The organism is Paraburkholderia sp. UCT70 (assembly GCF_050434085.1).
In the GTDB taxonomy this organism is placed as follows: domain Bacteria; phylum Pseudomonadota; class Gammaproteobacteria; order Burkholderiales; family Burkholderiaceae; genus Paraburkholderia; species Paraburkholderia tuberum.
On sequence record NZ_JBNPVZ010000004.1, the window covers coordinates 3314858 to 3341847 of the forward strand.

A 26990-nucleotide genomic window follows, 5' to 3' on the forward strand; every position below is an offset into this window, starting at 1 on the left:
GCTCGCAGCGAGCGCCCTTTTTTGCATTGTCGTTTGCTAGCGTACCGCTAGCTACGGGTTAGCTCTGCATCAACCGCTTCTGTCGCGCGACGCTCATGATCAGCCCGATCGCGACGCCCAATGTAGTCAGCGCGGTGCCACCGTAACTCATGAACGGCAACGGCACGCCGACCACCGGCAAAATCCCGCTCACCATGCCGATATTGACGAACGCGTACGTGAAGAACGCCATCGTCAACGAGCCGGCCAATAATCGCCCGAACAATGTCGCGCCGTTTGCCGCGATGTAGAGCCCGCGCGCGATCAATAGCATGTACAGCGTGAGCAGCACGATTCCGCCTGCCAAACCGAACTCTTCCGAAAACACCGCGAAGATGAAGTCGGTGTGCTTCTCGGGGATGAACTCCAGATGCGCCTGCGTACCCTTCAGCCAACCCTTGCCGAGCGGGCCGCCCGAGCCGATCGCGATCACCGCTTGAATCGTGTGGAAGCCTTTGCCGAGCGGGTCCGAGGTCGGATCGAGCAGCGTGCAGATGCGGTGCTTCTGGTAGTCGTGCATCAGCGGCCACTGCACTTCGGGCTGACATATCTTGTCCTGGAACGCCGCGATCGACGCAACCGCAATCACGGCCGCGATCAGCACCGGCACGATCAGCTTGAAGCTCAGCCCCGCGAAGTAAATCACGAACAGGCCGGCCGCGAACACGAGCACGGCCGTGCCGAGGTCGGGCTGCTTCGCGATCAGGCCGACCGGCACGATGAGGATCACGAACCCGACCAGGTAGTCGTACCAGCGCATCACGCCTTCGCGGCGCTGGTAGTACCAGGCGAGCATCAGCGGTGTCGCGATCTTCAGGATTTCCGATGGCTGGATCACCACGCCGACGTTGATCCAGCGCTTCGCGCCCTTGCGCGTAAGGCCGAACATCGCGACCGCGACCAGTAGCGCGATCCCGAACGCGTAGAGCGGGACCGCGAAGCGCATCAGCGTATTGGGCGGCACATTGGCGAGCCCCCACATCAGCACGAAGGTGAGCAGGATGTTGCGCAACTGGTCTTCGACGCGGCCCGGCATGTCGAGCGTCGCGCTGTACAGCGTGACGATGCCGACGCACAGCAGCAGAAACACGATCAGTGCGAGCGGACGGTCGAAGCCTACGAACATCCGCTTGATGCGCTCGAGCCAGGCGCGCTTGTCGAATTGCATGCCTTTCTCCTTATTCGTCGATGCCGCCGGCGGCCGGCTGGCGCGGCGACGCGCCCTGGAAGCTGTCCTCGCGCGATGGTGCCGCGACGCTCGGCGCCGGCTCGCTTGCCGGACGGGGTTGGTGCGGGGCGCCGGACGTACGCGACGCGGATTTCTTTGCCGCGGACGAAGCCGATGCCGGCTTCGCCGCCGAGGCCGCGCGCGCCGCGGTGGCCGAAGCCGCTGCCGGCGCGCTGGCCGCCGGCACCGTTGCCGCCGCGCCAGCCGACGCCGCCACCGGCGCAGACGCGCCATTCGCGCCCGAAGCCGCAACGGCCGTCGACGCACCCGAGGCCGCTGCGGCAGCCGCCGCCCCCGGCATCGGCAGTGCCGTAAAGCCCGCCGCAATCTTGAGCGAGTGAGCGCCCTCATGCGAGGCCGGCGTATCGCCGACCTGCGGCGCGGATGCTTCGAGCGTGGTCGATGCCGCTACCGCGACGGCCGCTTCTTCCGCGCCGGGCTTGTTCTTGCCGACCAGGTAATAGTCGAGCACCCTGCGCGCGATCGGACCGGCCGACTCCGCGCCCCAGCCGCCGTTTTCGACGATCAGCGCGAGTGCGATCTTCGGTTGATCGGCCGGCGCGAAGGCGATGAACAGCGCGTGATCGCGCAAATTCTCGGCAACCGCGTGACCTTTGTAGTTCGCGCCTTGCAGCGAGTACACCTGCGCGGTACCGGTCTTGCCGGCCGCCTGGTACGGCGCGCCCGCGAACACTTTGGCCGCCGTGCCGTTCGTGACCACGCCTTCCATCGCGCGCTTGATGAAGTCGATGTCCTGCTGCTTGACCGCGATCTTGTCGCTCGGATCGCGCACCACCGGCCGCGTGTCCTTGGTGATCGGATTCTCGATGTCGCGCACGAGGTGCGGCTTCATCACGACGCCGTTGTTCGCGAGCGTTGCGGTGGCATGGGCGAGCTGCAGGATCGTGAACGAGTTGTAGCCCTGGCCGATGCCGAGGCTGACCGTTTCGCCTTCGTACCACTTCTGCTGCTCGGGGCGGCGGTACGCGTGGCGCTTCCAGTCGGTCGACGGCAGGATGCCCTTCGCTTCGCCGGCGATGTCGATGCCGGTGATCTGCCCGAAGCCCCACGGCTTCATGAAGTTCGCGATGTTGTTGACGCCGAGATCGTGCGCGAGCATGTAGAAGTACGTGTCGTTCGACACGACGATCGCGCGGTTCATGTCGATCCAGCCTTGGCCCGAGCGCACGTCGTTGCGGAACGTGTGGCCGCCGAACGTGTAGTAACCGGGGTCCTGGAAGCCCCAGCTCGGCGTGCGCTTGTGCAGCGTCAGCGCGGCGAGCGCCATGAACGGCTTGTAGGTCGAGCCCGGCGGATAGGTGCCGTGCAGCGGCCGGTTCAGGAGAGGATGGTCGGGCGAGTTGTTCAGCTCGTCCCAGGTCTGCTGGTCGATGCCGTCGACGAAGGAATTCGGATCGAAGCTCGGTGCCGACACGAACGCGAGCACGTCGCCGGTGGACGGCTCGATCGCGACGAGCGCGCCGCGGTGTCCGGCGAACGCCTGCTCGGCGACCTGCTGAAGGCCGATGTCGAGCGACAGCACGAGGTTGTTGCCCGGCGTCGCCTGGGTGCGCGACAGCGTACGTACCGGACGGCCGCCCGCCGTCACCTCGACTTCCTCGAAACCGGTCTGGCCGTGCAGCTCGGTCTCGTAGCTCTGCTCGACGCCGATCTTGCCGATGTAATCGGTGCCCTTGTAGTTGTTCGCGTCAAGACGCGGATCGTAGTGGTCCGGATCGCTGGCGTTCTGATCGCTGGCGTCGTCGATGCGGTCCTGGTCGCGTTGCGAAATCCGTCCGATGTAGCCGATCACGTGTGCGGCGGTCGGCCCGAGCGGGTACTGGCGGAACAGCCTCGCGCGCACTTCGACGCCAGGGAAGCGGAAGCGCTGCGCGGTGAAGCGCGCTACTTCGTCGTCGGTCAGGCGCGTGCGGATCGGCAGACTTTCGAAGTTCTTCGAGTCTTCCTGCAGCTTCTTGAAGCGGCGACGGTCGCGCGCATCGATCGACACGACGGTGGCGAGGTTGTCGATCACGTTATCGAGCGTGTCGTTCAGCTTCGACGGCGTGACTTCGAGCGTATAGGCCGAGTAGTTCTTCGCGAGCACGACGCCGTTCCGGTCGGTGATGATGCCGCGGTTCGGCACGATCGGCGCGACGGAGATGCGGTTTTCATCGGCTTGCAGCGAGTACTTACTGTAGTGCCAGACCTGCAGGAACAGGAACCGGAAGCCGATCAGCCCGAAGCAGACAAACACGAACAGGCCCGCCGCCGCGACGCGCAGGCGGAATTTCGTGAGCTGCTGTTGAGTGTCCTTGAATTCGGTCATGCGATTCTGCAAAAGGCCGGCATGCGGCCATCAAGAGTGTGCGCCCAAACTGGCCGCGGCCGGTGGGCCCGATGCGGGATCAAATGGGGCGCGTATCGTCCGGGTCGGCGGGGCGGCGCTGCGGCATCAGCAGCAAGATGCTGGCGACCGGCCACAGCGCAGCTTCGACGAAACCGTCGATCAGATAACTCCAGCCCGGAAACGCCGCGCCGGTCAACAACCGGATCACGAACGGCACCAGTTGCGCGACGACGAGCAGCGGCATCACCGCGAACGTTTGCACGCCGAGCGACATCCACAGCACGCGGCGGTGAATCGTGATCGCGCCGTACGACAGCAGCGTGTAGGCGAGCGCGTGCTCGCCGAGCAGGCTCGCGTTGTGCACGTCCATCAGCAGACCGAGCAGAAACGCGATGCCCATGCCCACCTTGCGCGGCTGATGGACATTCCAGAACAGCAGCACGAGTGCGACGAAATCGGGCACGCCGGCGAGACGCCCCCACGGCATCAGGTTCAGCAGGAACGCGGAAGCGAGGCTGAACGCGATGAAGTACGGGTTGACCGGCTGCAGGATGTATTGCGGGCGATTCATGGCTGAGCCCCCGGCTCGGCTTGCGGCTTCACGTTCTTTGCGGCGGCCGGCTTTTCGGCTTTCCTGTCGGCTGCGGGTTTTTCGGACTTCTTGTCGGCCGCAGCTTTGCCCGGCGCCTTTTCCACGGATTTGGCTGCGGGCTTTTCGGTCGCCGCTTTGTCGGCGGCGTTCCTGTCGGCTGGCTTGGCGGCGGATTTGTCCGCCGCGCCCTTGCCGTCCGCTGCTTTGGCGCCCTTCTTCGCTTTCGCTTCCTTCGCGACGGTTGCCGCATCGGATTCGTCCGCCGGGCGCGGCGGCGCGTTGTTCTGGACGTGCAGCACGAGCACCTGACGCGCACCGCGCACCGCGGCGACCGGCAGACTGACTACGCGCGCAAACGCGGTGTCGGCCTGCTTGTCGACGCGCACGACCTTCGCGACCGGCAGCCCCGGCGGATACACGCCGTCGAGGCCGCTCGTGACGAGCTCGTCGCCGGTCTGGACGTCGGCGCTGATCGGCACGAAGCGCAGATCGAGCGTGTCGCCCTTCGGCGTACCGTAGATCACGCTGCGCAAGCCGGTGCGCAGAATTTCGACCGGCACCGCCTGGTCCTTGTCCGTCAGCAGCGTGACTTCGGCCTGCAGCGGGAACACCCGTGTGACCTGGCCGATCACGCCATCTTCGTCGACGACCGGCGAGCCGTTCTGGATGCCTTGCTGCGCGCCGCGTCCGATCACGACCTTCTGCGTGAACGGATCGCGCGTGTCGTACTGGATTTCGGCGGGCAGCGATTGCGTGGTGAGGCTCTGCGACAGTTGCATCAGCGCGCGCAGATGGCCATTTTCGGCGGCGAGCGACGCGGCCAGATTGGCCTGCTGCGCCAGCCGCAGATCCTTCGCGCGCAGCTTCGCGTTCTCGTCGCGTAGCGTGGCGCTCGTCACGGCGAGGTCGGCGGCGCCCATGAAGATGTCGCGCGGCACGAGCGCTGCGCGCTGCAAAGGATAAAGACCCGCGCCGAGCACGCCGCGGACGATTTCGAGCGTCTGGAAGCGGGCATCGGAGATCAGCAGGGCGAGCGCCAGCACGACGAAGAACACCAGTCGGGCCAGAGCGGAGGGGCCTTGCTTGAACAGGGGCGGCGGACTGTATTCCATGGTCGGCGCCGGGGGCGTGAGCGGTTGGGTGAGACGGCGACGCGCAAGGCGCGCGCGGTCAGCGCGCGGAGGCTGGTCGGCCCAGCCAACGACAAAGCGGCCCGCAAGGGGCCGTGTGCCAGATCCGCGCTACTGACATGGGAGGAAGACTCGCTTACTCGTACGAGAAGATGCTGCCGAGCTTGTCCATGCGTTCGAGCGCCATGCCCGAGCCGCGCACGACGCAGGTCAGCGGGTCTTCGGCGACGAGCACCGGCAGGCCGGTTTCTTCGGCGAGCAGGCGATCGAGGTCGCGCAGCAGCGCGCCACCGCCGGTCAGCATCATGCCGCGCTCCGCGATGTCCGCGCCGAGTTCCGGCGGCGTCTGTTCCAGTGCGATCTTCACCGACGACACGATCTGGTTCAGCGGATCGGTCAGCGCTTCGAGGATTTCGTTGCTGGAGATCGTGAAGCTGCGCGGAATGCCTTCCGACAGATTGCGGCCCTTCACTTCCATTTCCTTGACTTCGGAGCCCGGGAACGCCGAGCCGATTTCCTTCTTAATGGCTTCGGCGGTCTGTTCGCCGATCAGCATGCCGTAGTTGCGGCGGATGTAGTTGACGATCGCTTCGTCGAACTTGTCGCCGCCGACGCGCACCGAGCCCTTGTACACGATGCCGCCGAGCGAGATCACACCGACTTCTGTCGTGCCGCCGCCGATGTCGACGACCATCGAACCCGTTGCTTCCGACACCGGCAGGCCCGCGCCGATCGCGGCGGCCATCGGTTCTTCGATCAGGTACACCTGCGAGGCGCCCGCGCCGTGCGCGGCTTCCTTGATCGCGCGACGCTCGACCTGGGTCGAACCGCACGGCACGCAAATGATGATGCGCGGCGACGGCGAGAACATGCGCGATTCGTGGGCAGTCTTGATGAACTGCTTGATCATCTGCTCGGTGACGGTGAAGTCGGCGATCACGCCGTCTTTCATCGGGCGGATCGCCTCGATGTTGCCCGGCACCTTGCCCAGCATCTGCTTGGCTTCCTTGCCGACTGCCTGAATGGTCTTCTTGCCGTTGGGGCCGCCTTCCTGGCGGATCGACACGACCGACGGTTCATCGAGAACGATGCCCTTGCCACGCATGTAGATAAGCGTGTTGGCGGTGCCGAGGTCAATGGCCAGATCGTTGGAGAAGTAGCTGCGCAAAAAACCGAACATTCAAAATCCTGTCTCGCTGGGGGCCGGGCCTCGCACCGTATGCGTAGGGCGGCAGCGGAATAAATAACAGCTTCAACCGGGCGAAGCGGCGCCACAGGAACTTGAAGCTGCGGGGGAGTCTACCGGAGGCCGTTGCAAAGCCAAGGCGGAAAGCGCCGGACGTTGTTGGAATTGTCCGTAAAGCCTTGGTAAGTCGGTCCGGGTTTGGGTCGAACGCGTAATGATACCTTATAATTTTGGATGTTTTGCAGGAAACGGAGGGCACTTTTTGACCCCGCCATTCCTTTCCCAGTCTTGTCCTATCTTGTCGTAACCCATTGTTACAACGCAACTTTTTTAAAGTTTTGTGACATTCCACCCTTCCCGGTGACTGCATGGCTCTGACCCTGACCGATGTAAAACGCATCGCGCATCTCGCGCGGCTCGAACTGGCCGATGCCGACGCCGAGCATACGCGTGCCCAGCTCAATGATTTTTTCGGCCTCGTCGAGCAGATGCAGGCGGTCGATACCACCGGCATCGCGCCGCTTGCCCACCCGATCGAGCAGATCGAAGACGTCGCGCTGCGTCTGCGTGACGACGCCGTTACCGAGACGGTCGAGCGCGAGGCTTTCCAGCGCCCCGCGCCGGCCGTGCAGGACGGCCTGTACCTCGTGCCGAAGGTGATCGAATAAGACCTGCCGGGCAGGCCCCAGGGCCTAGCGCCGGCGCGAGCCTCCGTGCCGCAGCCGCACGGCTTCGCCGCGAACCTTGCCGGTCCGGTCTGCCGACGGGCAACCGAACGCCTCCACGGCAGCATGACCACGCTGCCGCGCTTTCCAGGATAAAACGCAATGCATGAAAAAAGTCTGACCGAACTGCGCGCCGCGCTCGCGGACAAGGAATGCTCCGCAGTCGAACTGGCGCAGCTGTACCTGAAGCGGATCGACGCGGCCAATAGCCTGAACGCGTTCATCCAGGTCGATCCCGAGCTGACGCTCGCGCAGGCGAAAGCCGCCGACGCGCTGCTGCACACCGGCCATGCGGGCCCGCTGGTCGGCCTGCCGATCGCGCACAAGGATGTGTTCGTCACGAAGGGCTGGCGTTCCACGGCCGGCTCGAAGATGCTCGCGAACTACGAAAGCCCGTTCGACGCGACCGTGGTCGCGCGTCTGCAGAACGCCGGCATGGTGTGCGTGGGCAAGACCAACATGGACGAGTTCGCGATGGGCTCGTCCAACGAGAATTCGTACTTCGGCGCCGTGCAGAATCCGTGGGACCGCAAGGCCGTGCCGGGCGGTTCGTCGGGCGGCTCCGCGGCCGCCGTGGCCGCGCGTCTCGCGCCCGCCGCGACCGGCACCGACACCGGCGGCTCGATCCGCCAGCCGGCGTCGTTCTCGGGTATCACCGGCATTAAGCCGACGTACGGCCGGGTGTCGCGCTACGGCATGATCGCGTTCGCGTCGTCGCTCGACCAGGGCGGCCCGATGGCGCAAAGCGCCGCGGACTGCGCGACGCTGCTCAACGCGATGGCCGGCTTCGACGAGCGCGACTCGACGAGCCTCTCGCACGGGCACGAGGACTACACGCGCTATCTCGGCAAGTCGTGGCAGGACGGCGGCACGGACAAGCCGCTCGCCGGTCTGCGCATCGGCCTGCCGAAGGAGTATTTCGGCCCCGGTCTCGCCGACGACGTGCGCGCGTCGATCGACGCCGCCTTGAAGCAGTACGAAGCGCTCGGCGCGACGCTCGTCGAGGTGTCGCTGCCGAAGACCGAACTGTCGATCCCGGTCTACTACGTGATCGCGCCGGCCGAAGCATCGTCGAACCTGTCGCGTTTCGATGGCGTGCGGTTTGGCCATCGCGCGGCCGAGTACCGCGATCTGCTCGACATGTACAAGAAGTCGCGCGCCGAAGGCTTCGGCCCGGAAGTGAAGCGCCGCATTCTGGTCGGCACCTACGTGCTGTCGCACGGCTACTACGACGCGTACTACCTGCAGGCGCAGAAGATCCGCCGCATCATCGCGCAGGACTTCCAGCAAGCGTTCAAGCAGTGCGACGTGATCATGGGACCGGTCGCGCCGTCGGTGGCGTGGGACATCGGCGCGAAGGGCGACGATCCGGTGCAGATGTATCTGGCCGACATCTACACGCTGTCGGTGAGCCTCGCCGGCCTGCCTGGCATGAGCGTGCCGTGCGGTTTCGGCGCGGGCGCGAATGCGCAGCGTCCGGTCGGTCTGCAGATCATCGGCAACTATTTCAATGAAGCCCGGATGCTGCAGGTGGCCGACGCCTTCCAGCGCGCGACCGACTGGCACCGTCAGGCACCGGCAGGAGTGTGAGCACCATGACCAAACAATGGGAAGTCGTGATCGGTCTGGAGACCCACACGCAGTTGTCGACGCATTCGAAAATCTTCTCGGGCACCGCGACCCAATTCGGCGCCGCGCCGAACACGCAGGCCAGCCCCGTCGATCTGGCCTTGCCGGGCACGCTGCCGGTGATGAACCGCGGCGCGGTCGAACGCGCCATTCAGTTTGGCCTCGCGATCGGCGCAACGGTGGCGACGCGCAGCATCTTCGCGCGCAAGAATTATTTCTACCCGGACCTGCCGAAGGGCTACCAGATCAGCCAGTACGAAATTCCCGTCGTGCAGGGCGGTCAGGTGACGATCCAGGTGCCGGCCAATGAAAAGGCGGGCAAGGAAGCGTACGAGAAAACCATCAACCTGACGCGCGCCCACCTCGAGGAAGACGCGGGCAAGTCGCTGCACGAAGACTTCGCGGGCATGACCGGCATCGACCTGAATCGCGCCGGCACGCCGCTGCTCGAAATCGTCACCGAGCCGGAAATGCGTAGCGCGGCCGAGGCCGTTGCCTACGCGAAGTCGCTGCACACGCTCGTCGTGTGGCTTGGCATCTGCGACGGCAACATGCAGGAAGGCTCGTTCCGCTGCGACGCGAACGTGTCGGTGCGTCCGGTCGGCCAGAAGGAATTCGGCACGCGCACCGAGACCAAGAACCTGAACTCGTTCCGCTTCCTCGAGGAAGCGATCCAGTACGAAGTGCGTCGCCAGATCGAACTGATCGAAGACGGCGGCACGGTGGTGCAGGAAACGCGTCTGTACGATCCGGACAAGCGCGAGACGCGTTCGATGCGCAGCAAGGAAGACGCGCACGACTACCGCTATTTCCCCGACCCCGACCTGATGCCGCTCGTGATCGACGCCGCGTGGGTCGAGCGCGTAAAGAGCGAGATGCCGGAACTGCCGGAAGCGATCCAGCGGCGCTTCGTGTCGCAGTACGGACTCACGCCGTACGACGCGAACGTGCTGACCTCGAGCAAGGCGACGGCCGCTTACTACGAAGCGGTGGTCGCCAAGTTCGGTGCGGCCAACGCGAAGGTCGCGGCGAACTGGGTGATGGGTGAAGTGTCGTCGCAGCTCAATCGCGAAGGCCTCGACATTGCCGCGTGCCCGGTCTCGGCCGCGCAGCTGGCGCTGGTTCTGCAACGTATTGCCGACGGTACGATCTCGAACAAGATCGCGAAGGAAATCTTCCTCGCGATCTGGGAAGAGAAGGCCACCGACGAAGCCGCTGCCGATCGCATCATCGAGGCGAAAGGCTTGAAGCAGATTTCGGACACCGGCGCGCTCGAAGCGATCATCGACGAAGTGCTCGCCGCGAACCAGAAGTCGGTCGACGAATATCGCGCCGGCAAGGAAAAGGCGTTCAACGCGCTGATCGGTCAGGCGATGAAAGCAACCAAGGGTAAGGCCAACCCTGCTCAGGTCAATGAATTGCTCAAGAAGAAGTTGTCCTGAGCTGAAGTGCCGCGGGCCGGGCGTGATCGCGCCCGTGTCACCACGGGCCGTTGCCGGATCGAAGCAGGGCAACGGCCCGTTTTATTTTGCGGACCCGCTTCAGCCGGTTGAGCGTAGGTAAGCGTAGACCTTGGAGTGTATGCATGACAAAGCAACCCGATCTCGACGATTTCCGCGTGCCGTATTTCGACGACGGCAAGAAAAAAAACCACTTCTCGCTCGACCATTTCGATCCGAAGGCGAAGCCGTTTTCGAGCGGCTCGAAAGACGCTGACCGCGCGCGTCTGTCGGAAGTAGGCCTGCTGCTCGACAACCTGCAGGAGCGGCTGCACGCGCAGCGCAAGCGCCGCGTTCTGCTAGTGCTGCAAGGCATGGACACGAGCGGCAAGGACGGCACGATCCGCGCGGTATTTCACGAAGTGGACCCGCTCGGCTTACGCATCGTGCCGTTCAAGGCGCCGACGCCCGTCGAACTTGCGCACGACTTCCTGTGGCGCGTGCATTCGCAGGCACCCGCGGCCGGCGAGCTGACGATCTTCAACCGCAGTCACTACGAAGACCTGCTCGTGCCGACCGTGCTGGGCGCGCTCGACGCCGCGGCGTTCCAGCAGCGGTGCCGCCACATCCGTCAGTTCGAGGAGATGCTCGCCGACAGCGGCGCGACGATTCTCAAGTGCATGCTGCACATTTCAAGGGACGAGCAGCGTGTGCGTTTGCAGGAGCGCATCGACGATCCGCTGAAGCACTGGAAATTCGACGTGTCGGATCTCGAAGCGCGCAAGCAGTGGGACGCGTATCAGTCCGCGTATCGCGACACACTGGCCGCGACGTCGACCGAATACGCGCCGTGGTACGTGATTCCGGCCGAGTCGAAGACGCATCGCAACGTGATGGTCGCCGAACTGCTGCTGCGCACGCTCGACGCGCTGAAGCTCGAATATCCGCCGGCCAAGGAATCGCTGAAGGGCATCAAGGTCGAGTGAACGCGGCCTTGCCCCTTGGCTTCAGAAACGAATCGAACAAAAGAGGAAAGACATGTTGCGTGTGATTACCGCCAACCTTAACGGCATCCGCTCGGCGGCCAAGAAGGGCTTTTTCGACTGGTTCGGCGAACAGGGCGCCGACGTGCTTTGCGTGCAGGAAATCAAATGCTCGCAGGATGACATGACGCCGGAGTTCATGGCGCCGCATGATTTCACCGGCTATTTCCAGCATGCGGTAAAAAAGGGTTATAGCGGCGCGGGCGTCTATACGCGTCATGAGCCGGACGAAGTGGTCATCGGCTTCGGCAGCGAGGAGTTCGACCCGGAAGGGCGCTACGTCGAGCTGCGTTTCGGCAAGCTGTCGGTGGTCTCGGTGTATGTGCCGTCGGGGTCGAGCGGCGACGAGCGCCAGCAGGCCAAGTTCCGTTTCATGGACGAGTTCATGCCGCATCTCGCCGAGTTGGCGAAGGAGCGCGAGGTGATCGTGTGCGGTGACGTGAACATCGTGCACAAGGAAATCGACATCAAGAACTGGAAGAGCAACCAGAAGAATTCGGGCTGCCTGCCTGAAGAGCGCGCATGGCTCGACAAACTGTTCGACGAAGTCGGTTATGTGGACGTGTTCCGCACGCTCGACCAGCGGCCCGAGCAGTACACGTGGTGGAGCAATCGCGGTCAGGCGTATGCGAAGAACGTCGGGTGGCGGATCGATTACCAGATCGCGACGCCGGGCATCGCAAGCAAGGCGAAGCGCACCGACGTGTTCCGCGATATCAAGTTCAGCGACCATGCGCCGCTGACTGTCGACTACGACCATAAGGTCGAAGAGTGAAACTGCCGGCAGCGGCGCGTGCAGCGCAGTGGCTTGCCAGCAGTCGGTAGAAGCGGGGTATCAGTCGCGCGCAGGCTTGCGGGTCGGCCGACCGATGCCTGCGTAATCGGGCAACTCGTCGACGCTCTTGCCGATTGCCTTCGCGTACAGCGGCAGCATGTCCGGCAGCCGCTTGATGATGTCGTCGCGGCGCGCCGACGTGTACGGGTGCACGTAGATGAAGCCCTGCTCGCGACTGCCGCGCGTCGCCTGCGCGAGCTTATCCCACAGCGTGACCGCCGCGCGCGGATCGAAGCCGGCGCGCGACGCGATATCGCTGCCAATCACGTCGGCTTCGGTTTCGTCGGTGCTCTCGTACTTCATTTCCAGCAGACGCGAACCGATGCCGAGCGGCGCCATGCCCAGATCGGCGAGGCCGAACAGTCGCGGAATCGTGCCGGACGAATCGAGCTGGCTCGCCTGCAACTGACCGAGCCGCATGCGCGCGTGCTCGCGCAACGCGTGCGCGATCTCATGGCCGATCAGCATGCCGACCTCGTTGTCGTTCAGGCGGACGCGATCGAGAATCCCGCTATAGACGACGATCTTGCCGCCCGGCAGGCAGTACATGCGGATGTCGTTCGAGCGCACCACCGCGACTTCCCACTTCCAGAGCTTGGCTCGCTCGTTCCATTTCAACGAGTACGGAATCATCCGGTCGATGATCGAGCGCACGCGCGTCACGCGCGCGTCCGTCTCGCCGTACAGGCGGTTCGCGTGGCTGGCGCCGTAGACGATCTGGCTGAACTCCTCGGCGGCCTGCGCCTCGAGCATCGACGACGGAATCAGGTTGCGGAACACCATGTAGCCGCCGTAGCGCAGTTGCGGGCTCACGTAGTAGGGCGGCGGGACGGCCGCGGGGGCCGATGCCGTGGCGGGCGCTTTGGCGGTGGCGGGGGGGTGCGCGGGCTGCGGCGCGGAGCCGGAAGTAGCGGCGCCCGGAGCGCTACCGCTAGCGCTGGGCGTGCTCGGGGCACCGGCGTTGGCACCGGTGCTGTTATCCGCGCCAGGATTGGCACCGCCGGCGCTGTTGTTGCCGCTGCTGCCGGCTGCAGCCGAAGTCGCGTTTTCCGCGGCGCTGGTGCCGCTGGTCGCGGACTTGGCCGCAGGCATCGGGGCCGGGTTGGGCGTCGCACCGCTGGTGGTCGCGGCGGCGGCGCCCGGCGCGGGCGCTTGCGCGCCGCTCACCGGGCTGGCGCCAGTCGCCGGCGTGCCGGCCGCATAGGCGCCCGCCGGCATCGCCAGCGCGACGCTCGCGCAACCGAGGACGCTTACGGCGCTGAGTGTGGTGCGGCGCGCGCGGGTCGGAATCGGTACCTTCACGACCGGTCCCTCCACGGCGCGATACGCACCAGCAGCAGCATGCCGGGCACCGCGAGCGCGGTGCAGAGGATGAAGTAGTCGAACCAGCCCATCCGCGCGACCACATAGCCGCTCGCCGCCGACGCGAGCGTGCGCGGCACCGACGCGAGGCTCGTGAACAGCGCGAACTGCGTCGCGGTGTAGCGCGGATCGGTGGTGCTCGCGATATACGCGGTGAACGCGGCCATCGTGAGACCGGTGGCGAAGGTCTCGAAGCCGTACACGAGCGCGAGCGCGACCGAGCGTGGATCGAGCTGCACGCTCCAGTCGATGCCGACGAACGACAGCAGCTTCGTCGTCCCCTGGCTCAGTGCGACGGCAATGTCGTAAATCGCGGCAAGTCCGGGCGAATCCGGGCCGAGATGCGCGAGCCACGCGAAGCCGAGCGTCGACACCATCTGCAGCAAACCGAAGATCCACAAGCCGCGGCCGATGCCGATCTTCATCAGCCAGATCCCGCCGACGATGCCGCCCGCGAGACTCGCGCCGAACGCCGTGGTCTTGGCGATCACGCCGATCTGCGTGCGCGAAAAGCCGATGTCGAGGAAGAACGACGTGGACAGCGTGGTCGCCATCGTATCGCCGAGCTTGTATAGGAAGATGAAGCCGAGCACGAAAAGGGCAGCGCGCCAGCCGTCGCGCTGAATGAATTCCCTGAACGGCTCGACGATCGCCTCGCGCAGGTTCTTCGGCGGCTCGCCGTGCACCTCGGGCTCGCGCACCACCAGCGTCATCAGAACGCCCGGCAGCATGAACGCGGCCGTCACGATGAAGACGGTGCTCCACGGCAGATGATCGGACAAAATCAGCGCGAGCGAACCGGGCACGAGCGCCGCGATCTTGTACGCGTTCACGTGCACCGCGTTGCCGAGGCCCTGCTGCGTGTCGCTGAGCAATTCACGCCGGTACGCGTCGATCACGATGTCGGAGCTCGCGCCGAAGAACGCGACCAGAGCGGTCAGCGCGGCGACGGTCCAGATCGATTCGCGTGGCGACACGAAACCGAGCGTCGCCATCGCGCCGGCCACGAGCAATTGCGTGACGAGCATCCAGCCGCGCCGTCTGCCGGGCCGCCAACCGGGCACGCGCGGTACGTAGCGGTCCATCAGCGGTGCCCAGACGAATTTCCAGGTGTACGGAAACTGAATCAGCGCGAAGAGGCCGATTTCCTTCAGATTGACGCCTTCCGAGCGCAGCCACGCCTGCACGAGGTAGACGAGCGTAAACAGCGGCAATCCCGACGTGAAGCCAAGAAAGACGCAAATCAGCATGCGCGTATTCAAAAACGCGCGCCAGCCGGGATGTTCTTCGTGAGCGGTAAGTGCGGGCGCCTCGTGCGGCGGGTTCGACATGTGGATAAGTGACGTTAGCTTTTCTTGACGCGATAGACCGCAAGACTACCACGCCAGTTCACGCCCCAACGCACCACCTGTCCGTCATGCAGCACGACGCGATCGAGAATCTCGATGCCGACTTCGGGCGCGAGCGCTTCGAAGTCCTTGATCGTCAGCACACGCACGTTCGGCGTGTTGTGCCATTGATAAGGCAGCGACTTCGACACCGGCATACGCCCCTGCAACACCGACAGCCGATGCGCCCAATAGCCGAAATTCGGAAACGACACGATGCATTGCTTGCCGACGCGCACCGTCTCGCGCAGGATCGCCGCGGTCTGATGAATCGTCTGCAGCGTCTGCGACAGCACCGCGAAATCGAAGCTGCCATCTTCGAACAGGCGCAGGCCGTCTTCGAGATTCTGCTGGATCACGTTGACGCCCTTCTGCGTCGCGGCGAGCACGCCGGCGTCGTTGATCTCGATGCCGTAGCCCTGCACGTCCAGTTCTTCGTTCAGCAGCGACAGCAACGAGCCGTCCGCGCAGCCGAGATCGAGCACGGTCGCGCGCGGTTCGACCCAGCGGGCGATCGCGCGGAAGTCCGGGCGCAATGCCAGGTAATCAAGTGCTCGCTGGTTCATGCGTTGACCTCGTTTGCAATGCGTTCGTAGTAGGCGCGCAGCAGGTTGTGATAGCGCGCATCGTCGAGCAGGAAGGCATCGTGGCCGTGCGGCGCGTCGATCTCCGCATAGGTGACCGTGCGCTTGTGGTCGAGCAGCGCCTTCACCAGTTCGCGCGAGCGTGCCGGCGCGAAACGCCAGTCGGTCGAGAAGCTCGCGATTAGATACTTGGCGGTGGTGTGCGCTAGCGCGGCGGTCAGATCGCCGTCGAAGGCCTTGGCCGGATCGAAGTAGTCGAGTGCGCGCGTGATCAGCAGGTAGGTGTTCGCGTCGAAGTAGTCGGCGAACTTGTCGCCCTGATAGCGCAGATACGATTCCACTTCGAATTCGACGTCGAAGCTGAAGTTGTAGTCATCGAGCGCGCCTTCCGCGCGACGCAGCGAGCGGCCGAATTTTTCGGCCATGTCGTCGTCCGACAAATACGTGATGTGGCCGATCATCCGCGCGACGCGCAGGCCGCGCTTCGGTTTCACGCCGTGCGCGTAGTAGTTGCCGCCGTGGAAGTCGGGGTCTGACAGGATCGCCGAGCGTGCGACCTCGTTGAACGCGATGTTCTGCGCGGACAGTTTCGGCGTCGATGCGACCACGATGCAATGCGCGACCCGCTCCGGATACATCATGCTCCACGCGAGCGCCTGCATGCCGCCGAGACTGCCGCCCATCACGGCGGCGAAGCGCGTGATGGCCAACCCGTCGGCGACGCGCGCCTGAGCGTTGACCCAGTCTTCGACGGTGACGACCGGAAAGGTCGCGCCATACGGCTTGCCGGTCGCGGGGTCGATGCTCATCGGCCCGGTCGAGCCGAAGCATGAGCCGAGGTTGTTCACGCCGATCACGAAAAACTTGTCGGTATCGAGCGGCTTGCCCGGGCCGACCATGTTGTCCCACCAGCCGATGTCCTTCGGATTGTCGGCGTACACGCCCGCCACGTGATGCGATGCGTTCAGCGCGTGGCACACGAGCACCGCATTGCTGCGCGCGGCATTGAGCGTGCCGTAGGTCTCGACCATCAGGTCGTAGCCTGCGAGCGAGCTGCCGTTGCGCAATGGCAGCGGCTCGGTGAAATGCATTTTTTGGGGAGCGACGATGCCGAGGGATTCCATTCATTCCGCCATTGAGTCAACAGGGCGGCTAAACGGCGTCGGCGAAGCACGAAGAGAAGGACGGTGTGCGCAGCTGACGACCTCTTTAGCCGCATTTATAGTGAACCGCGGGCCTGGGGCCAAGGGTTCGCGCGCCCGCAATCGAGTCAGCAAATCGGCGCGTGAAAGGGTGTGAAACCGGGTGCAACGTGTTTCGGGATGCCTTGGCGCGGTCCGTTATGCATCGGAAGGCCGCGGCAACATCAGGCGCAAAGTATAGCGGAAAATTCCGCGCGGCAGCGGCACGGGCGATGCCGCGCGAAGGGTGCGAGTCCTCGCGGACTACTGAAGAATCAGCAGCAGTTGCTCGTGCGCGTGTTCGGCGGGCGGCCGCGCGAAACCGCTGCGCACATAGCGATGCCAGCGGCCGATCACATAGCTCACCACCAGGCTCGCGCGAATTGCGGGATCGTAGTCGGCAGGCAACGCAGTGGATTGCGGTGCGGTCTGCGGGCCGGCGTTGCCTGTGACGTCGTTATTCGCACGGGCAAGCGCTTCGGTCTGCGCGAGCCGCAAGCACTGCTTCAGCGATGCCTCGATCCGTTGGAGCATCTGGTTCACGCGCTCGGTGAGTCGCTCGTGCTCGCCGATCAGTGCCTCGCAGGTCAGCACGCGCGTCATGCCGGGATTTTTCGCGGGAAAGTTGAGCAGCATCAGCGCGATCGCGCGCGCCTGCAGCACGCCGTTGTTTTCGTGATTGGTGATCTGGTTGATGAGGCCGAACAGTGTCTGCTCGATGAACTCGATCAGACCTTCGAACATCTGCGCCTTGCTGGCGAAATGGCGATACAGCGCGGCTTCCGACACACCTAGCCGGGCGGCGAGCGCGGCCGTGGTGACCTTCTCGCGCTTCGGCGCCTCGAGCATGCTGGCAAGCGTCTGCAGGATGTGCACGCGACGCTCGCCCGGCTTCGGACGCGGCGAGCGTGTGGCGGCCGGCGCCGCGGGGGAGGCTGCGGCTGAGGTTTCGTCAGGCTTGTCGATCGGCTGCATGGCTGTGGTCCCCCGGCTGATGTCGTTGGCGGCTTTCGTCCCTACTGTCCCGGCTTGCGTCCCTTCCATCGAACCGAGCGCGTGCCCAGTCGTAGCGATTTTAGCGAACGAATGCTGCGGTCGACATAATGCGGCCGGCCGGTGCCCGGCAGGCGCGTCGGTACACCCTCCGCGTGCGGCTTGCGCGGCAGGTGCCCGGTGATCCACACGGTGCGGATGCCGAGCCGTCGATAGTTTTTCAGGTGCGAACGCGTGTCCTCGACGAGGAACGCGTCTTTCAGCGACACGTGCGCGTCGCGCATCGCGCGGCGCAGCATCGCGTGATCGGGCTTCGCGCGCCATTGGCGGCGATCGCGCATGTGCTCGATCGCGATCACGCGCTCGAATAGCCGCTCGATGCGCAACTCGGCGAGCACCGCGCGCGCGTAGGTTTCGGGCGCGTTGGTCAGCACGATCTTGCGGCCCGGCAGCGCCGCGATCAGACGCGCGACGCCGCGCTCGTGGCGGATCATCGAGCAGAGGTCGGGGAACGTGTGCACGACCTTCAGGAAGTCGTGCGCGTCGAGCGGATGGTGGCGCGTGAGACCGAGCAGTGCTGCGCCGTAGCGCAGCGTGTAGCCGGTGCGCAGACGGTTGGCTTCGTCGATGTCGACTTGCAGCGCGTCGATGATGTACTGGATCATGCCGCGATTGATCGCGGGGAAAATGGCATGTGATGCGCGGTGCAGCGTGTTGTCGAGATCGAACAGCCAGACGGGCTTGCCGCCTGCGAGGTCAGGACGGCGGCGCCGCGAAGTGGGGGTGCGCATGGTGGATTTCTTCAGCCGCTGACGGGCGTTTCATGCTGCGGATGCACAGAGATTGCCACATCAACGCTCGGGGGCGCGCATGGACTGCCGGCCGCGAGGTGGGGCACAGGCGTCGCGCCGCTCGGACGCAACCCCTGTGCCGGGGATGCCGCAACGATCAATGCGAGCGGATCATCGTGCCGAACGGCTGTTCGGTCAGAATTTCGAGCAGCACCGAGTGCTCGATGCGGCCGTCGATGATGTGCACCGAGCGCACGCCGCTCTTCGCCGCATCGAGCGCGGAGGAGATCTTCGGCAGCATGCCGCCGGAGATCGTGCCGTCTTCGAACAGACCGTCGATTTCGCGCGCCGACAGGTCGGTCAGCAGATTGCCTTCCTTGTCCATCACGCCGGGGATGTTGGTCATCATGACGAGCTTTTCGGCGTTCAGCACGACCGCCAGCTTGCCCGCGACGAGATCCGCGTTGATGTTGTACGACAGGCCGTCTTCGCCGAAGCCGATCGGCGAGATCACCGGAATGAACGCGTCGTCCTGCAACGCCTTCACGACCGCCGGGTTGATCGACTCGACTTCGCCGACCTGGCCGATGTCGACGTACTGGCCCGGAGTTTCGCGATCCGGCATCAGCATCTTGCGCGCGTGGATCAGGCCGCCATCCTTGCCGGTCAGGCCGACCGCGTGGCCGCCGAAGTGGTTGATCAGCATCACGATGTCCTGCTGCACCTCGCCCCCGAGCACCCATTCGACGACTTCCATCGTCTCTTCGTCGGTGACGCGCATGCCCTGGATGAACGTGCCCTGTTTGCCGATTTTCTTAAGCGCCTGGTCGATTTGCGGACCGCCGCCGTGCACGATGACCGGGTTGATGCCGACCAGCTTCAGCAGAATCACGTCGCGCGCGAAGCCCTGCTTCAGACGCTCTTCGGTCATGGCGTTGCCGCCGTATTTGATGACCACGGTCTTGCCGTGATACTGACGAATGTAAGGCAGCGCCTCGGCCAGAATTTCGGCTTTCAGGGTGGGCGCAATCTGCGAGAGGTCGGGAAGCTCGGACATGGCGGCAGGCTCGGGCACGGAACAGTTAAAACAGCGCGAATTGTACAGGACTGGCGCGCTGCAACAGGGTTTTCGGCCGCGGCGCGAGCGACGGGCGCTGCAGGCTTGGCGTACCGCACCATGACGAGCCGCGGGGGTGGCGAACAGCAAGCGTAACGCACTTGCGTGACGGCTGTGCATTGGCCGAACGGACGACTGCACCTGAGCGTGTCAGTCATGGCATCATGGCTTGATGAATGTCCCCGGCCCTGAGCGCCGATCTGCGATGAAATCGTATTCCCCCCGCTCCGAACGCAGCGCACGCTGTCCGCGCTGCGGCAATGCTTTCGACTGCGGCATGCAGACTGAGCCGTCCAACTGCTGGTGCCGCGCGCTGCCGCCGCTACCGGTCGAGCGGTTAAAGCCAGGCGGCCGGTGTCTGTGCCCGGAGTGTCTGGCCGCGGAGATTGCACAGGCGACATACGAGGCGAGTGAGCATGAGCGGCCGTGATGGTCGGGTTTGCCCCGGGGCCGATCAGAAACCGCCGACGCGTGGCGATGCTGCGCCACCAGCGCCCGCAGATCGCGCGCAATCGCTTCCAGCGCCGGCTCCCATTCGCCGAACCGCGGCTGCCGATCCGGGGCGATCGCGTCGGCCTGCCGGCTGGCCATCTGCAGCGCGTAGCCGGCGCGCAATTGTGCGACGGCGTTTCCCAGGTCGAGTGGGGCAATAATGGCGGGCGTCGTCGAGCGGGTGCAGTTTGGCCGCGGCGGCGAAGCAACGGGCTTCAACTGCCGCGGCGCCACTGGCTCGGGCCGCGGCGGCGTAACGGGTAGACTAGGGTCATGCACCGTATAACCAACACCGGCCGCGTCAATCTCGGCCATCTGTTCTGGCTGCGCAGCCTCGCGATCATCGGTCAGCTGCTGACGATCGCGTTCGTGCAGATCTTCATCGGCGCCAATCTGCCGTTGCCCGCGATGCTGCTCGTGATCGGGCTCGAAGTGCTGTTCAACGCGCTCACGTGGTGGCGCGTGTCGCAGCAGCGTCCCGAGTCCAACCTCGAGCTGTTCGGGCAGATCTGGGTCGATCTCGGGGCGTTGTCGGCGCTGCTGTTCCTGTCCGGCGGCACCACCAACCCGTTCGTGTCGCTGTACCTGCCATCGCTTGCGATCGCGGCGGCCGTGCTGCCGTGGTATCTGATGGCCTGGCTCGCGGCGTTCGCGGTCGCCTGCTACGCGATGCTCAGTTTCGATTCCGTGCCGCTCAATCTCGAGAATCCCGCCAACCTGTTCGACTACTACCGCTCGGGCATGTGGGTCAACTTCATGGTCAGCGTGGGGCTGATTGCGTGGTTCGTCGCGCGCATGTCCCGAGCGCTGCGGCTACGTGACGCAGCGCTTGGAGAAGCGCAGCAGCGCTTGCTCCACGACGAACGGGCGGTCGCGCTCGGCGTGCAGGCGGCCACCGTGGCCCACGAAATCGGCACCCCTCTGTCTACAATCGCGATGTTGTCCGAAGAATTGCGCGACGCGGCGCGGACCGACGCGGGACTAGCCCCCTACCGCGCCGATCTCGAGCTGCTCGAGCAGCAGATGATGCTGTGCACGTCGGCGCTCGCGCGGTTGCGCAGCCGCGCAACGACCACGACGAACCGCCAGCCGGTCGACGAATGGCTCGAATCATTTGCCGAGCAATGGCGCCTGCGCCATCCTCACGTGAAGTTCGAGCGGCTTGGCACACCGCCCGCCGATGTCAGTCTCAACGACACGGTGGCCGTCAGCCAGATACTGACGATCCTGCTCGACAACGCCGCGCGCGCGAGCCGCGATCACGCGACACTGTCCTGCGTGCTCGCGCCACGCGGCGACCAGCTCGTGTTCGAAGTGTGCGACCACGGTCCGGGCATTCCGGCCGCGCTGCGCGGCTCGCTCGGCGCGATGCCGGTGGAGAGCACGCAGGGCGGACACGGCGTCGGCCTGTATCTGGCGTTTTCGGCGGCGGCGCGTCTGAAGGGATCGATCGAGCTGACCGACGCCAACGGCGGACGGCCGCGCGGCACCCGTGCGGTGCTGCGACTACCGCTCGCCGCGCGCAAGATTTCCGGAGCGAGCCCACATGGCGCCGCGCCGTCCAACACGGAGAAACAGGCATGAGCGAAAAGAATTTTCTGGTGATCGACGACGACGAAGTGTTCTCCGGCATCCTCGCGCGCGGCTTGACGCGGCGCGGCTACACGGTGACCGAAGCACACAACGCGGACGAGGCGATCCGGCTCGCGAATCAGCAGAAGTTCAGCGAGATCACCGTGGACCTGCATCTCGGCAACGACTCCGGCCTGACGCTCGTCGCGCCGTTACGCGATCTGCAGCCCGATGCGCGCATGCTCGTGCTGACCGGCTACGCGAGCATCGCCACCGCGGTGCAGGCGGTCAAGGACGGCGCCGACAACTATCTCGCAAAGCCCGCCAACGTCGAGACGATCCTGTCGGCGCTGCAAAGCGAGGCGAGCGCGTTGCAGGCCGAGGAGGCGATCGAGCATCCGCAGCCGCTGTCGGTGGCGCGGCTCGAATGGGAGCATATCCAGCGTGTGCTCGCAGAACACAACGGCAATATCTCGGCGACCGCACGCGCGTTGAACATGCATCGGCGCACGTTGCAGCGCAAGTTGGCGAAGCGGCCGGTGAAGCAGTAGGCGGCGATCTTCTGGCGCGGCGTTGGCTGTTCGAGGCGCCGCCGCGGGAAGGGCGGCACAAAACAAAACGGGCTGCCTATGCGAAGGCAGCCCGTTTTTCATGCATCAGCGCTTCGCGCTGTCACCGCGCATGTCAAAGCACGTAGCGCGACAGATCCTCGTCTTCGGCGATTTCGTTCAACGCGCTATCGACATACGCCGCGTCGATCTGCACTGCACGGCCCGAATGATTGCCGGCCGAGAACGACACTTCTTCGAGCAGTTTTTCAATCACCGTATAAAGACGCCGCGCGCCGATGTTCTCGGTCTTCTCGTTGACCGAGTACGCGATCTCGGCGAGACGGCGGATGCCGTCGTCGGCAAATTCGAGGTGCACGTCTTCGGTCGCGAGCAGGGCCTGGTATTGCTTGACGAGGCTCGCGTCCGTCGACACGAGGATCGATTCGAAGTCGTTGACCGACAGCGAATCGAGCTCGACGCGAATCGGGAAGCGTCCCTGCAGCTCGGGAATCAGATCGCTCGGCTTCGCGAGATGAAACGCGCCGCTCGCGATGAACAGGATGTGATCGGTCTTCACCATGCCGTACTTGGTGTTGATCGTCGTGCCTTCGACGAGCGGCAGCAGATCGCGCTGCACGCCCTGACGGGACACTTCACCGCCGCCCGCTTCGTTGCGCGACGCGATCTTGTCGATTTCGTCGAGGAACACGATGCCGTTCTGCTCGACGTTCTGCACCGCCTTGCTCTTCACCTCTTCGTCGTTCAGCATCTTGCCGGCTTCTTCGTCGGTGAGCACCTTCAGCGCTTCCTTGACCTTCATCTTGCGGCGCATCTTCTTGCCGCCGCCGATGTTGGCGAACATCGAGCGGATCTGCTCGGTCATGTCTTCCATGCCCGGCGGCCCCATGATGTCCATGCCGACCTGCGGCTGCTCGACGTCGAGCTCGATTTCCTTGTCGTCGAGCTGGCCTTCGCGCAGGCGCTTGCGGAACGTTTGACGCGTCGTGCTGCCTTCATCGGCGGTGTCGGTCGAGCTCGAGCTCGAACCGAAGCCGACCGGCCGTGCGGTTGGCAGCAGGATGTCGAGGATGCGGTCTTCGGCCAGATCGCCGGCCTTGGTCCGCACTTTGCGCATTTCGGTTTCGCGGGTCTGCTTGACCGAAATTTCGATCAGGTCGCGCACGATACTGTCGACGTCGCGGCCCACGTAGCCGACTTCGGTGAATTTGGTCGCTTCGATCTTGATGAACGGCGCGTCCGCGAGCTTCGCGAGACGCCGCGCGATTTCGGTCTTGCCGACGCCGGTCGGTCCGATCATCAGGATGTTCTTCGGCGTGATTTCCTGGCGCAGCGGTTCGTCGACCTGCTGACGGCGCCAGCGGTTGCGCAGCGCGACCGCCACGGCCTTCTTCGCGCGGCCTTGGCCGATGATGTGTTTGTCGAGTTCGGAGACGATCTCGGCGGGGGTCATGGTGCTCATCGATGGGTCCTTACTCGATCGTCTCAATGACGCGGTTATGGTTCGTGTAGATGCACATGTCGCCGGCGATTTCCAGCGACTTCTCCACGATGTCGCGCGGCGACAGCTCGGTGTTGTCGGCAAGCGCCTTCGCGGCCGCCTGCGCGTACGCACCGCCCGAGCCGATCGCACAGATGCCGCCTTCGGGATCGAGCACGTCGCCGTTGCCGGTGATGACGAGCGTGGTGGTCGCGTCCGCGGCGATCAGCATCGCCTCGAGACGACGCAGCATGCGGTCGGTGCGCCAGTCTTTCGCGAGCTCCACGGCCGCGCGCGTCAGATTGCCCTGATGTTTTTCCAGCTTCGCCTCGAAGCGGTCGAGCAGCGAGAAGGCATCCGCCGTGCCGCCGGCGAAGCCGACCAGCACCTTGCCGTTGTAGATGCGCCGGACCTTCTTCGCGCCGCCTTTCATGACGATGTTGCCGAGCGTGACCTGGCCGTCGCCGCCGAGCGCCACCTTGTTGCCGCGGCGCACGGAAACGATCGTCGTGCCGTGAAATTGCTCCATATGCGTTCCTCTTTGCAAAACGGGTAGGACGCGGCAGCGCTGTGCGCTACCGCATGAATCCAGTCAGCGGACGGCGCGCCGGCTAGCGCGCTCGTGAGCGCATGTCCGATCTATTTTAGGGCGCGCGCGGTCATATCAAGATCCGCCGGAACGCATAGGACGAAAAACCGAAAATCCGCTCAGGGAGCCTGAGAAACGAGGCGGGAAGGGATGGCGGGGCGGGACGGATGACAGAGCATGCGCGGATGTCGCGAAAAAAAAAGCGCACGGTTCACCGTGCGCCTCTCGACGAAGCAGCGTTTTCAGGGCGCTAAGCCGAAGCCGCGCCGCAGATAATCAGTCGCCGAACAGCTTCTGGCGCAGTTCGCGGCGCTCCTGGGCTTCGAGCGACAGCGTAGCCGTGGGCCGCGCGAGCAGACGCGGAATGCCGATCGGCTCGCCGGTTTCCTCGCACCAGCCATAGTCGCCCGCCTCGATTCGCGCGATCGATTGCTGCACCTTCTTCAGCAGCTTGCGTTCGCGGTCGCGCGTGCGCAGTTCGAGCGCATGCTCTTCCTCGATCGTGGCGCGATCGGCCGGGTCCGGCACGATGACCGTTTCGCGCAGGTTCTCGGTCGTCTGGCCGGCATTGCGGAGAATGTCCGCCTGCAACTGTTCGAGCCTGTTCTTGAAGAAGGCGAGCTGATCCGCATTCATGTAATCCTTGTCGCTCATCTTCAGGATTTCGGCTTCGGTCAAGAGTCGTTTCGTCGTCATCTGGCTTACTTCTTCAATGTGAGGCAAAACTCATAGGGCCCGCACTTTCGTATTGCCCGCAAACGCGTCGCGCGGACGCGCAGCGCAGGGTGGCCACGAACGTTGGACTGTCGTGACGCCGAAGCGCCTGGCGCCCACACACCGGGCGTTGCTAGCTACGCCGCTGCGGGGCCGAACTCCTCTGGAAACCGATTCACACATGCTCCTGAGGCATCGCTCGCCGACGAGCGCGTGCCCTTTCAGGCCGCGCCCGCCGGCGTTTTCGGCGTGTCTCCGGACAAGATTTTCCGGCGCCGTTTCAGGCCCGTCGCGGGATACGCGCGACCGGGCAATTCGTTGTCATTCTCCAGTGGGCACGTATTGTAACTGAATCACAATACGGCACCGCAACTGCTGAAAGCCGGCCTGCGGCGCTGCGATATCCCGAAAATATAACGCGCAGAAAGCCAAAAAGCGATGGTCGCGCACGCTTTAATACAGCAGGGTTTTCACGCGCTTTTCATATGGCCTGGATTCGAAAGGCCTCGCCGCCGCGGCGGCGCAGTTTCAGCAGAGGATTCACGCCCGCGCAGTCGGCGGCGGGCGTCTCACCGCACTAGAAGTAGCACGGCGCATGCCGCGCTGCGCGCGGCATGTCGTGGGCTTGCTCCGAGGCTTGCTTGCGCGACGGCGCTGCGCCCGCTCAGGCGAGGCAGGCGTCGAGACCGTCGGTGATCAGATCGCGCGGCAGTTCGATGCCGATGAACACCATCTTGTTGGTCTTCTTCTCGGCCGGTTGCCATTTCGCGGCGAGGTCGCTGCCCATCATTTGATGCACGCCCTGGAACACGACCTTGCGATCGACGCCCTTCATGTACAGCACGCCCTTGTAGCGCAGCAGGTGCTCGCCATAGATCTGCAGGATGCCGCCGAGGAAGTCTTCGAGCTTGTTCGGATCGAACGGACGATCGCTGCGGTACACGAACGACTTGATCTTGTCGTCGTGATGCGCATGGTGGTGATGTCCGTGATCCTGGCCTTCGTGATCGCAATGGCCATGGTCGTGATCGCAATTGGCGTGATCGTCGTCATGGTCGCCGTGCGTGTGGCCGTGCTCGTCGTGCGCGTGCGCGTGGCTATGCGCGTGTTCATCTTCACTCAGGAAGTCCGGATCGATTTCGAGCTTCGAGTTCAGGTTGAAGCCGCGCAGATCGAAAATTTCCTTGATGTCCGCTGCGCCGAAATTAACGACCTTGATCGCAGCCTTCGGGTTCATGTGCAGCAGGCGGTGGCGCAAATCGCCCACGTGCTGCTCGTCGACGAGATCGGCCTTCGTGATGAACATCCGGTCCGCGAAACCGACCTGGCGCTGCACCACTTCGTGCTCGTCGAGCTGATGGTTCGCGTGCTTCGCGTCGACCAGCGTGATGATCGCGTCGAGCAGGAATTCGCTTGCGATCTGGTCGTCCATGAAGAAGGTTTGCGCGACCGGGCCCGGATTCGCGAGGCCGGTGGTTTCGATCACGACGCGGTCAAAGTCCACTTCGCCCGCCTGCTTCTTCGCGGCCAGATCGTTGAGCACGCGCGACAGGTCGCCGCGAATCGTGCAGCAGATGCAGCCGTTGCTCATCTGGATGATCTGCTCGCTCGTGTCCTGCACGAGGATCTCGTTGTCGATGTTCTCTTCGCCGAACTCGTTCTCGATGACGGCGATCTTCATGCCGTGCTTTTCGTTCAGGATGCGCTTGAGCAGGGTGGTCTTGCCGCTGCCGAGAAAGCCGGTCAGGATGGTGACTGGAATCATGTGGGTCGCCTGTAAGTCGTGAAACGGTGCGTGATCGGACGCTAGCGCAAGGCTAGCCAGATGCGTTAGGCGGGCCGCCGCAGCCAGACGGCGCGGGCCCCGTCCAGCCGGTCATTGAAACATATTTGCCAGGCGGGCGCAGGGGCGGCCGCGCTGCGGCCGGCTGATGGCCGCCTGCGCGGAGACGGGCCGCTGCC

Annotated in this window: 24 protein-coding genes; 8 read left to right on the top strand and 16 right to left on the bottom strand. The window is 64.5% G+C overall.

What is annotated here, in order from left to right:
* Window positions 1-58: 58 nt before the first annotated feature.
* The 5 genes from rodA to OKW41_RS41070 all read right to left on the bottom strand — a co-directional run bounded on the left by rodA (window position 59) and on the right by OKW41_RS41070 (window position 6519).
* Window positions 59-1207 (bottom strand): rod shape-determining protein RodA, encoded by a 1149-nt coding sequence (rodA, locus tag OKW41_RS41050; protein WP_429453670.1) that lies wholly within the window; start codon window positions 1205-1207, stop codon window positions 59-61.
* Between the two features lie 10 nt (window positions 1208-1217).
* Window positions 1218-3596 (bottom strand): penicillin-binding protein 2, encoded by a 2379-nt coding sequence (gene mrdA / locus OKW41_RS41055; protein ID WP_429453668.1) that lies wholly within the window; start codon window positions 3594-3596, stop codon window positions 1218-1220.
* A 79-nt stretch (window positions 3597-3675) separates the two neighbouring features.
* Window positions 3676-4188 carry a rod shape-determining protein MreD gene (mreD, locus tag OKW41_RS41060; protein WP_018419085.1) on the bottom strand — a complete coding sequence of 171 codons (513 nt, stop codon included), beginning with the start codon at window positions 4186-4188 and terminating at the stop codon, window positions 3676-3678.
* A complete protein-coding gene (gene mreC, locus OKW41_RS41065; RefSeq protein ID WP_429453666.1) occupies window positions 4185-5321 on the bottom strand; it encodes a rod shape-determining protein MreC in 1137 nt (378 codons plus the stop codon). The genes mreD and mreC overlap by 4 nt, the downstream gene beginning before the upstream one ends.
* A 154-nt stretch (window positions 5322-5475) precedes the next feature.
* Window positions 5476-6519, bottom strand: coding sequence for a rod shape-determining protein (locus OKW41_RS41070; protein ID WP_004189550.1), 1044 nt, complete (start codon window positions 6517-6519; stop codon window positions 5476-5478).
* Window positions 6520-6893: 374 nt separating this feature from the next.
* Here OKW41_RS41070 and gatC point away from each other — a divergent pair, with 374 nt between their 5' ends.
* The 5 genes from gatC to OKW41_RS41095 all read left to right on the top strand — a co-directional run bounded on the left by gatC (window position 6894) and on the right by OKW41_RS41095 (window position 12136).
* A complete protein-coding gene (gene gatC, locus OKW41_RS41075; RefSeq protein WP_018419087.1) occupies window positions 6894-7193 on the top strand; it encodes an Asp-tRNA(Asn)/Glu-tRNA(Gln) amidotransferase subunit GatC in 300 nt (99 codons plus the stop codon).
* Window positions 7194-7352: 159 nt separating this feature from the next.
* Entirely contained in the window at window positions 7353-8840 is a 1488-nt protein-coding gene (gene gatA, locus OKW41_RS41080) for an Asp-tRNA(Asn)/Glu-tRNA(Gln) amidotransferase subunit GatA (RefSeq protein ID WP_429575972.1), read from the top strand.
* A 5-nt stretch (window positions 8841-8845) separates the two neighbouring features.
* Window positions 8846-10321, top strand: coding sequence for an Asp-tRNA(Asn)/Glu-tRNA(Gln) amidotransferase subunit GatB (gene gatB / locus OKW41_RS41085; protein ID WP_429575973.1), 1476 nt, complete (start codon window positions 8846-8848; stop codon window positions 10319-10321).
* Window positions 10322-10464: 143 nt separating this feature from the next.
* Entirely contained in the window at window positions 10465-11304 is an 840-nt protein-coding gene (locus tag OKW41_RS41090) for a PPK2 family polyphosphate kinase (protein ID WP_429453660.1), read from the top strand.
* A 52-nt stretch (window positions 11305-11356) separates the two neighbouring features.
* The gene (locus OKW41_RS41095; protein ID WP_429575974.1) at window positions 11357-12136 is read left to right on the top strand and encodes an exodeoxyribonuclease III; all 780 of its coding nucleotides are present in this window, start codon (window positions 11357-11359) and stop codon (window positions 12134-12136) included.
* Window positions 12137-12196: 60 nt separating this feature from the next.
* Here OKW41_RS41095 and OKW41_RS41100 read toward each other — a convergent pair whose 3' ends face one another.
* The 7 genes from OKW41_RS41100 to argB all read right to left on the bottom strand — a co-directional run bounded on the left by OKW41_RS41100 (window position 12197) and on the right by argB (window position 19552).
* The gene (locus OKW41_RS41100; RefSeq protein ID WP_429575975.1) at window positions 12197-13513 is read right to left on the bottom strand and encodes a M48 family metalloprotease; all 1317 of its coding nucleotides are present in this window, start codon (window positions 13511-13513) and stop codon (window positions 12197-12199) included.
* Window positions 13495-14889: an AmpG family muropeptide MFS transporter gene (locus OKW41_RS41105; RefSeq protein WP_429453654.1), complete on the bottom strand. Its 1395-nt coding sequence runs from the start codon at window positions 14887-14889 to the stop codon at window positions 13495-13497. The genes OKW41_RS41100 and OKW41_RS41105 overlap by 19 nt, the downstream gene beginning before the upstream one ends.
* A 14-nt stretch (window positions 14890-14903) precedes the next feature.
* Entirely contained in the window at window positions 14904-15512 is a 609-nt protein-coding gene (gene metW / locus OKW41_RS41110; RefSeq protein WP_090802214.1) for a methionine biosynthesis protein MetW, read from the bottom strand.
* Window positions 15509-16654, bottom strand: a complete 1146-nt coding sequence (gene metX / locus OKW41_RS41115; protein WP_429575976.1) for a homoserine O-succinyltransferase MetX — start codon at window positions 16652-16654, stop codon at window positions 15509-15511. The genes metW and metX overlap by 4 nt, the downstream gene beginning before the upstream one ends.
* Before the next feature lie 321 nt (window positions 16655-16975).
* Window positions 16976-17686 (bottom strand): nucleoid occlusion factor SlmA, encoded by a 711-nt coding sequence (gene slmA / locus OKW41_RS41120; RefSeq protein ID WP_429575977.1) that lies wholly within the window; start codon window positions 17684-17686, stop codon window positions 16976-16978.
* A gap of 41 nt (window positions 17687-17727) precedes the next feature.
* Window positions 17728-18495, bottom strand: a complete 768-nt coding sequence (locus tag OKW41_RS41125; protein WP_429575978.1) for an HAD-IA family hydrolase — start codon at window positions 18493-18495, stop codon at window positions 17728-17730.
* A gap of 157 nt (window positions 18496-18652) precedes the next feature.
* Window positions 18653-19552 carry an acetylglutamate kinase gene (argB, locus tag OKW41_RS41130; protein ID WP_018419098.1) on the bottom strand — a complete coding sequence of 300 codons (900 nt, stop codon included), beginning with the start codon at window positions 19550-19552 and terminating at the stop codon, window positions 18653-18655.
* A 265-nt stretch (window positions 19553-19817) separates the two neighbouring features.
* Here argB and OKW41_RS41135 point away from each other — a divergent pair, with 265 nt between their 5' ends.
* The 3 genes from OKW41_RS41135 (at window position 19818) to OKW41_RS41145 (ending at window position 22227) form a co-directional block, all read left to right on the top strand.
* Complete coding sequence (locus tag OKW41_RS41135; protein ID WP_429453646.1) at window positions 19818-20042, top strand: cysteine-rich CWC family protein; 225 nt, start codon at window positions 19818-19820, stop codon at window positions 20040-20042.
* A 335-nt stretch (window positions 20043-20377) separates the two neighbouring features.
* Entirely contained in the window at window positions 20378-21688 is a 1311-nt protein-coding gene (locus tag OKW41_RS41140; protein ID WP_429575979.1) for an ATP-binding protein, read from the top strand.
* Entirely contained in the window at window positions 21685-22227 is a 543-nt protein-coding gene (locus OKW41_RS41145) for a response regulator transcription factor (protein WP_184025882.1), read from the top strand. The genes OKW41_RS41140 and OKW41_RS41145 overlap by 4 nt, the downstream gene beginning before the upstream one ends.
* A gap of 133 nt (window positions 22228-22360) precedes the next feature.
* Here OKW41_RS41145 and hslU read toward each other — a convergent pair whose 3' ends face one another.
* The 4 genes from hslU to OKW41_RS41165 form a co-directional block, all read right to left on the bottom strand.
* Entirely contained in the window at window positions 22361-23707 is a 1347-nt protein-coding gene (gene hslU, locus OKW41_RS41150) for an ATP-dependent protease ATPase subunit HslU (RefSeq protein WP_429453641.1), read from the bottom strand.
* A 10-nt stretch (window positions 23708-23717) separates the two neighbouring features.
* Window positions 23718-24254: an ATP-dependent protease subunit HslV gene (gene hslV, locus OKW41_RS41155; protein WP_184051150.1), complete on the bottom strand. Its 537-nt coding sequence runs from the start codon at window positions 24252-24254 to the stop codon at window positions 23718-23720.
* A gap of 336 nt (window positions 24255-24590) precedes the next feature.
* Window positions 24591-25010, bottom strand: coding sequence for an RNA polymerase-binding protein DksA (dksA, locus tag OKW41_RS41160; RefSeq protein WP_090802202.1), 420 nt, complete (start codon window positions 25008-25010; stop codon window positions 24591-24593).
* A 682-nt stretch (window positions 25011-25692) separates the two neighbouring features.
* Window positions 25693-26793, bottom strand: coding sequence for a CobW family GTP-binding protein (locus OKW41_RS41165; RefSeq protein ID WP_429575980.1), 1101 nt, complete (start codon window positions 26791-26793; stop codon window positions 25693-25695).
* Window positions 26794-26990 lie beyond the last annotated feature (197 nt).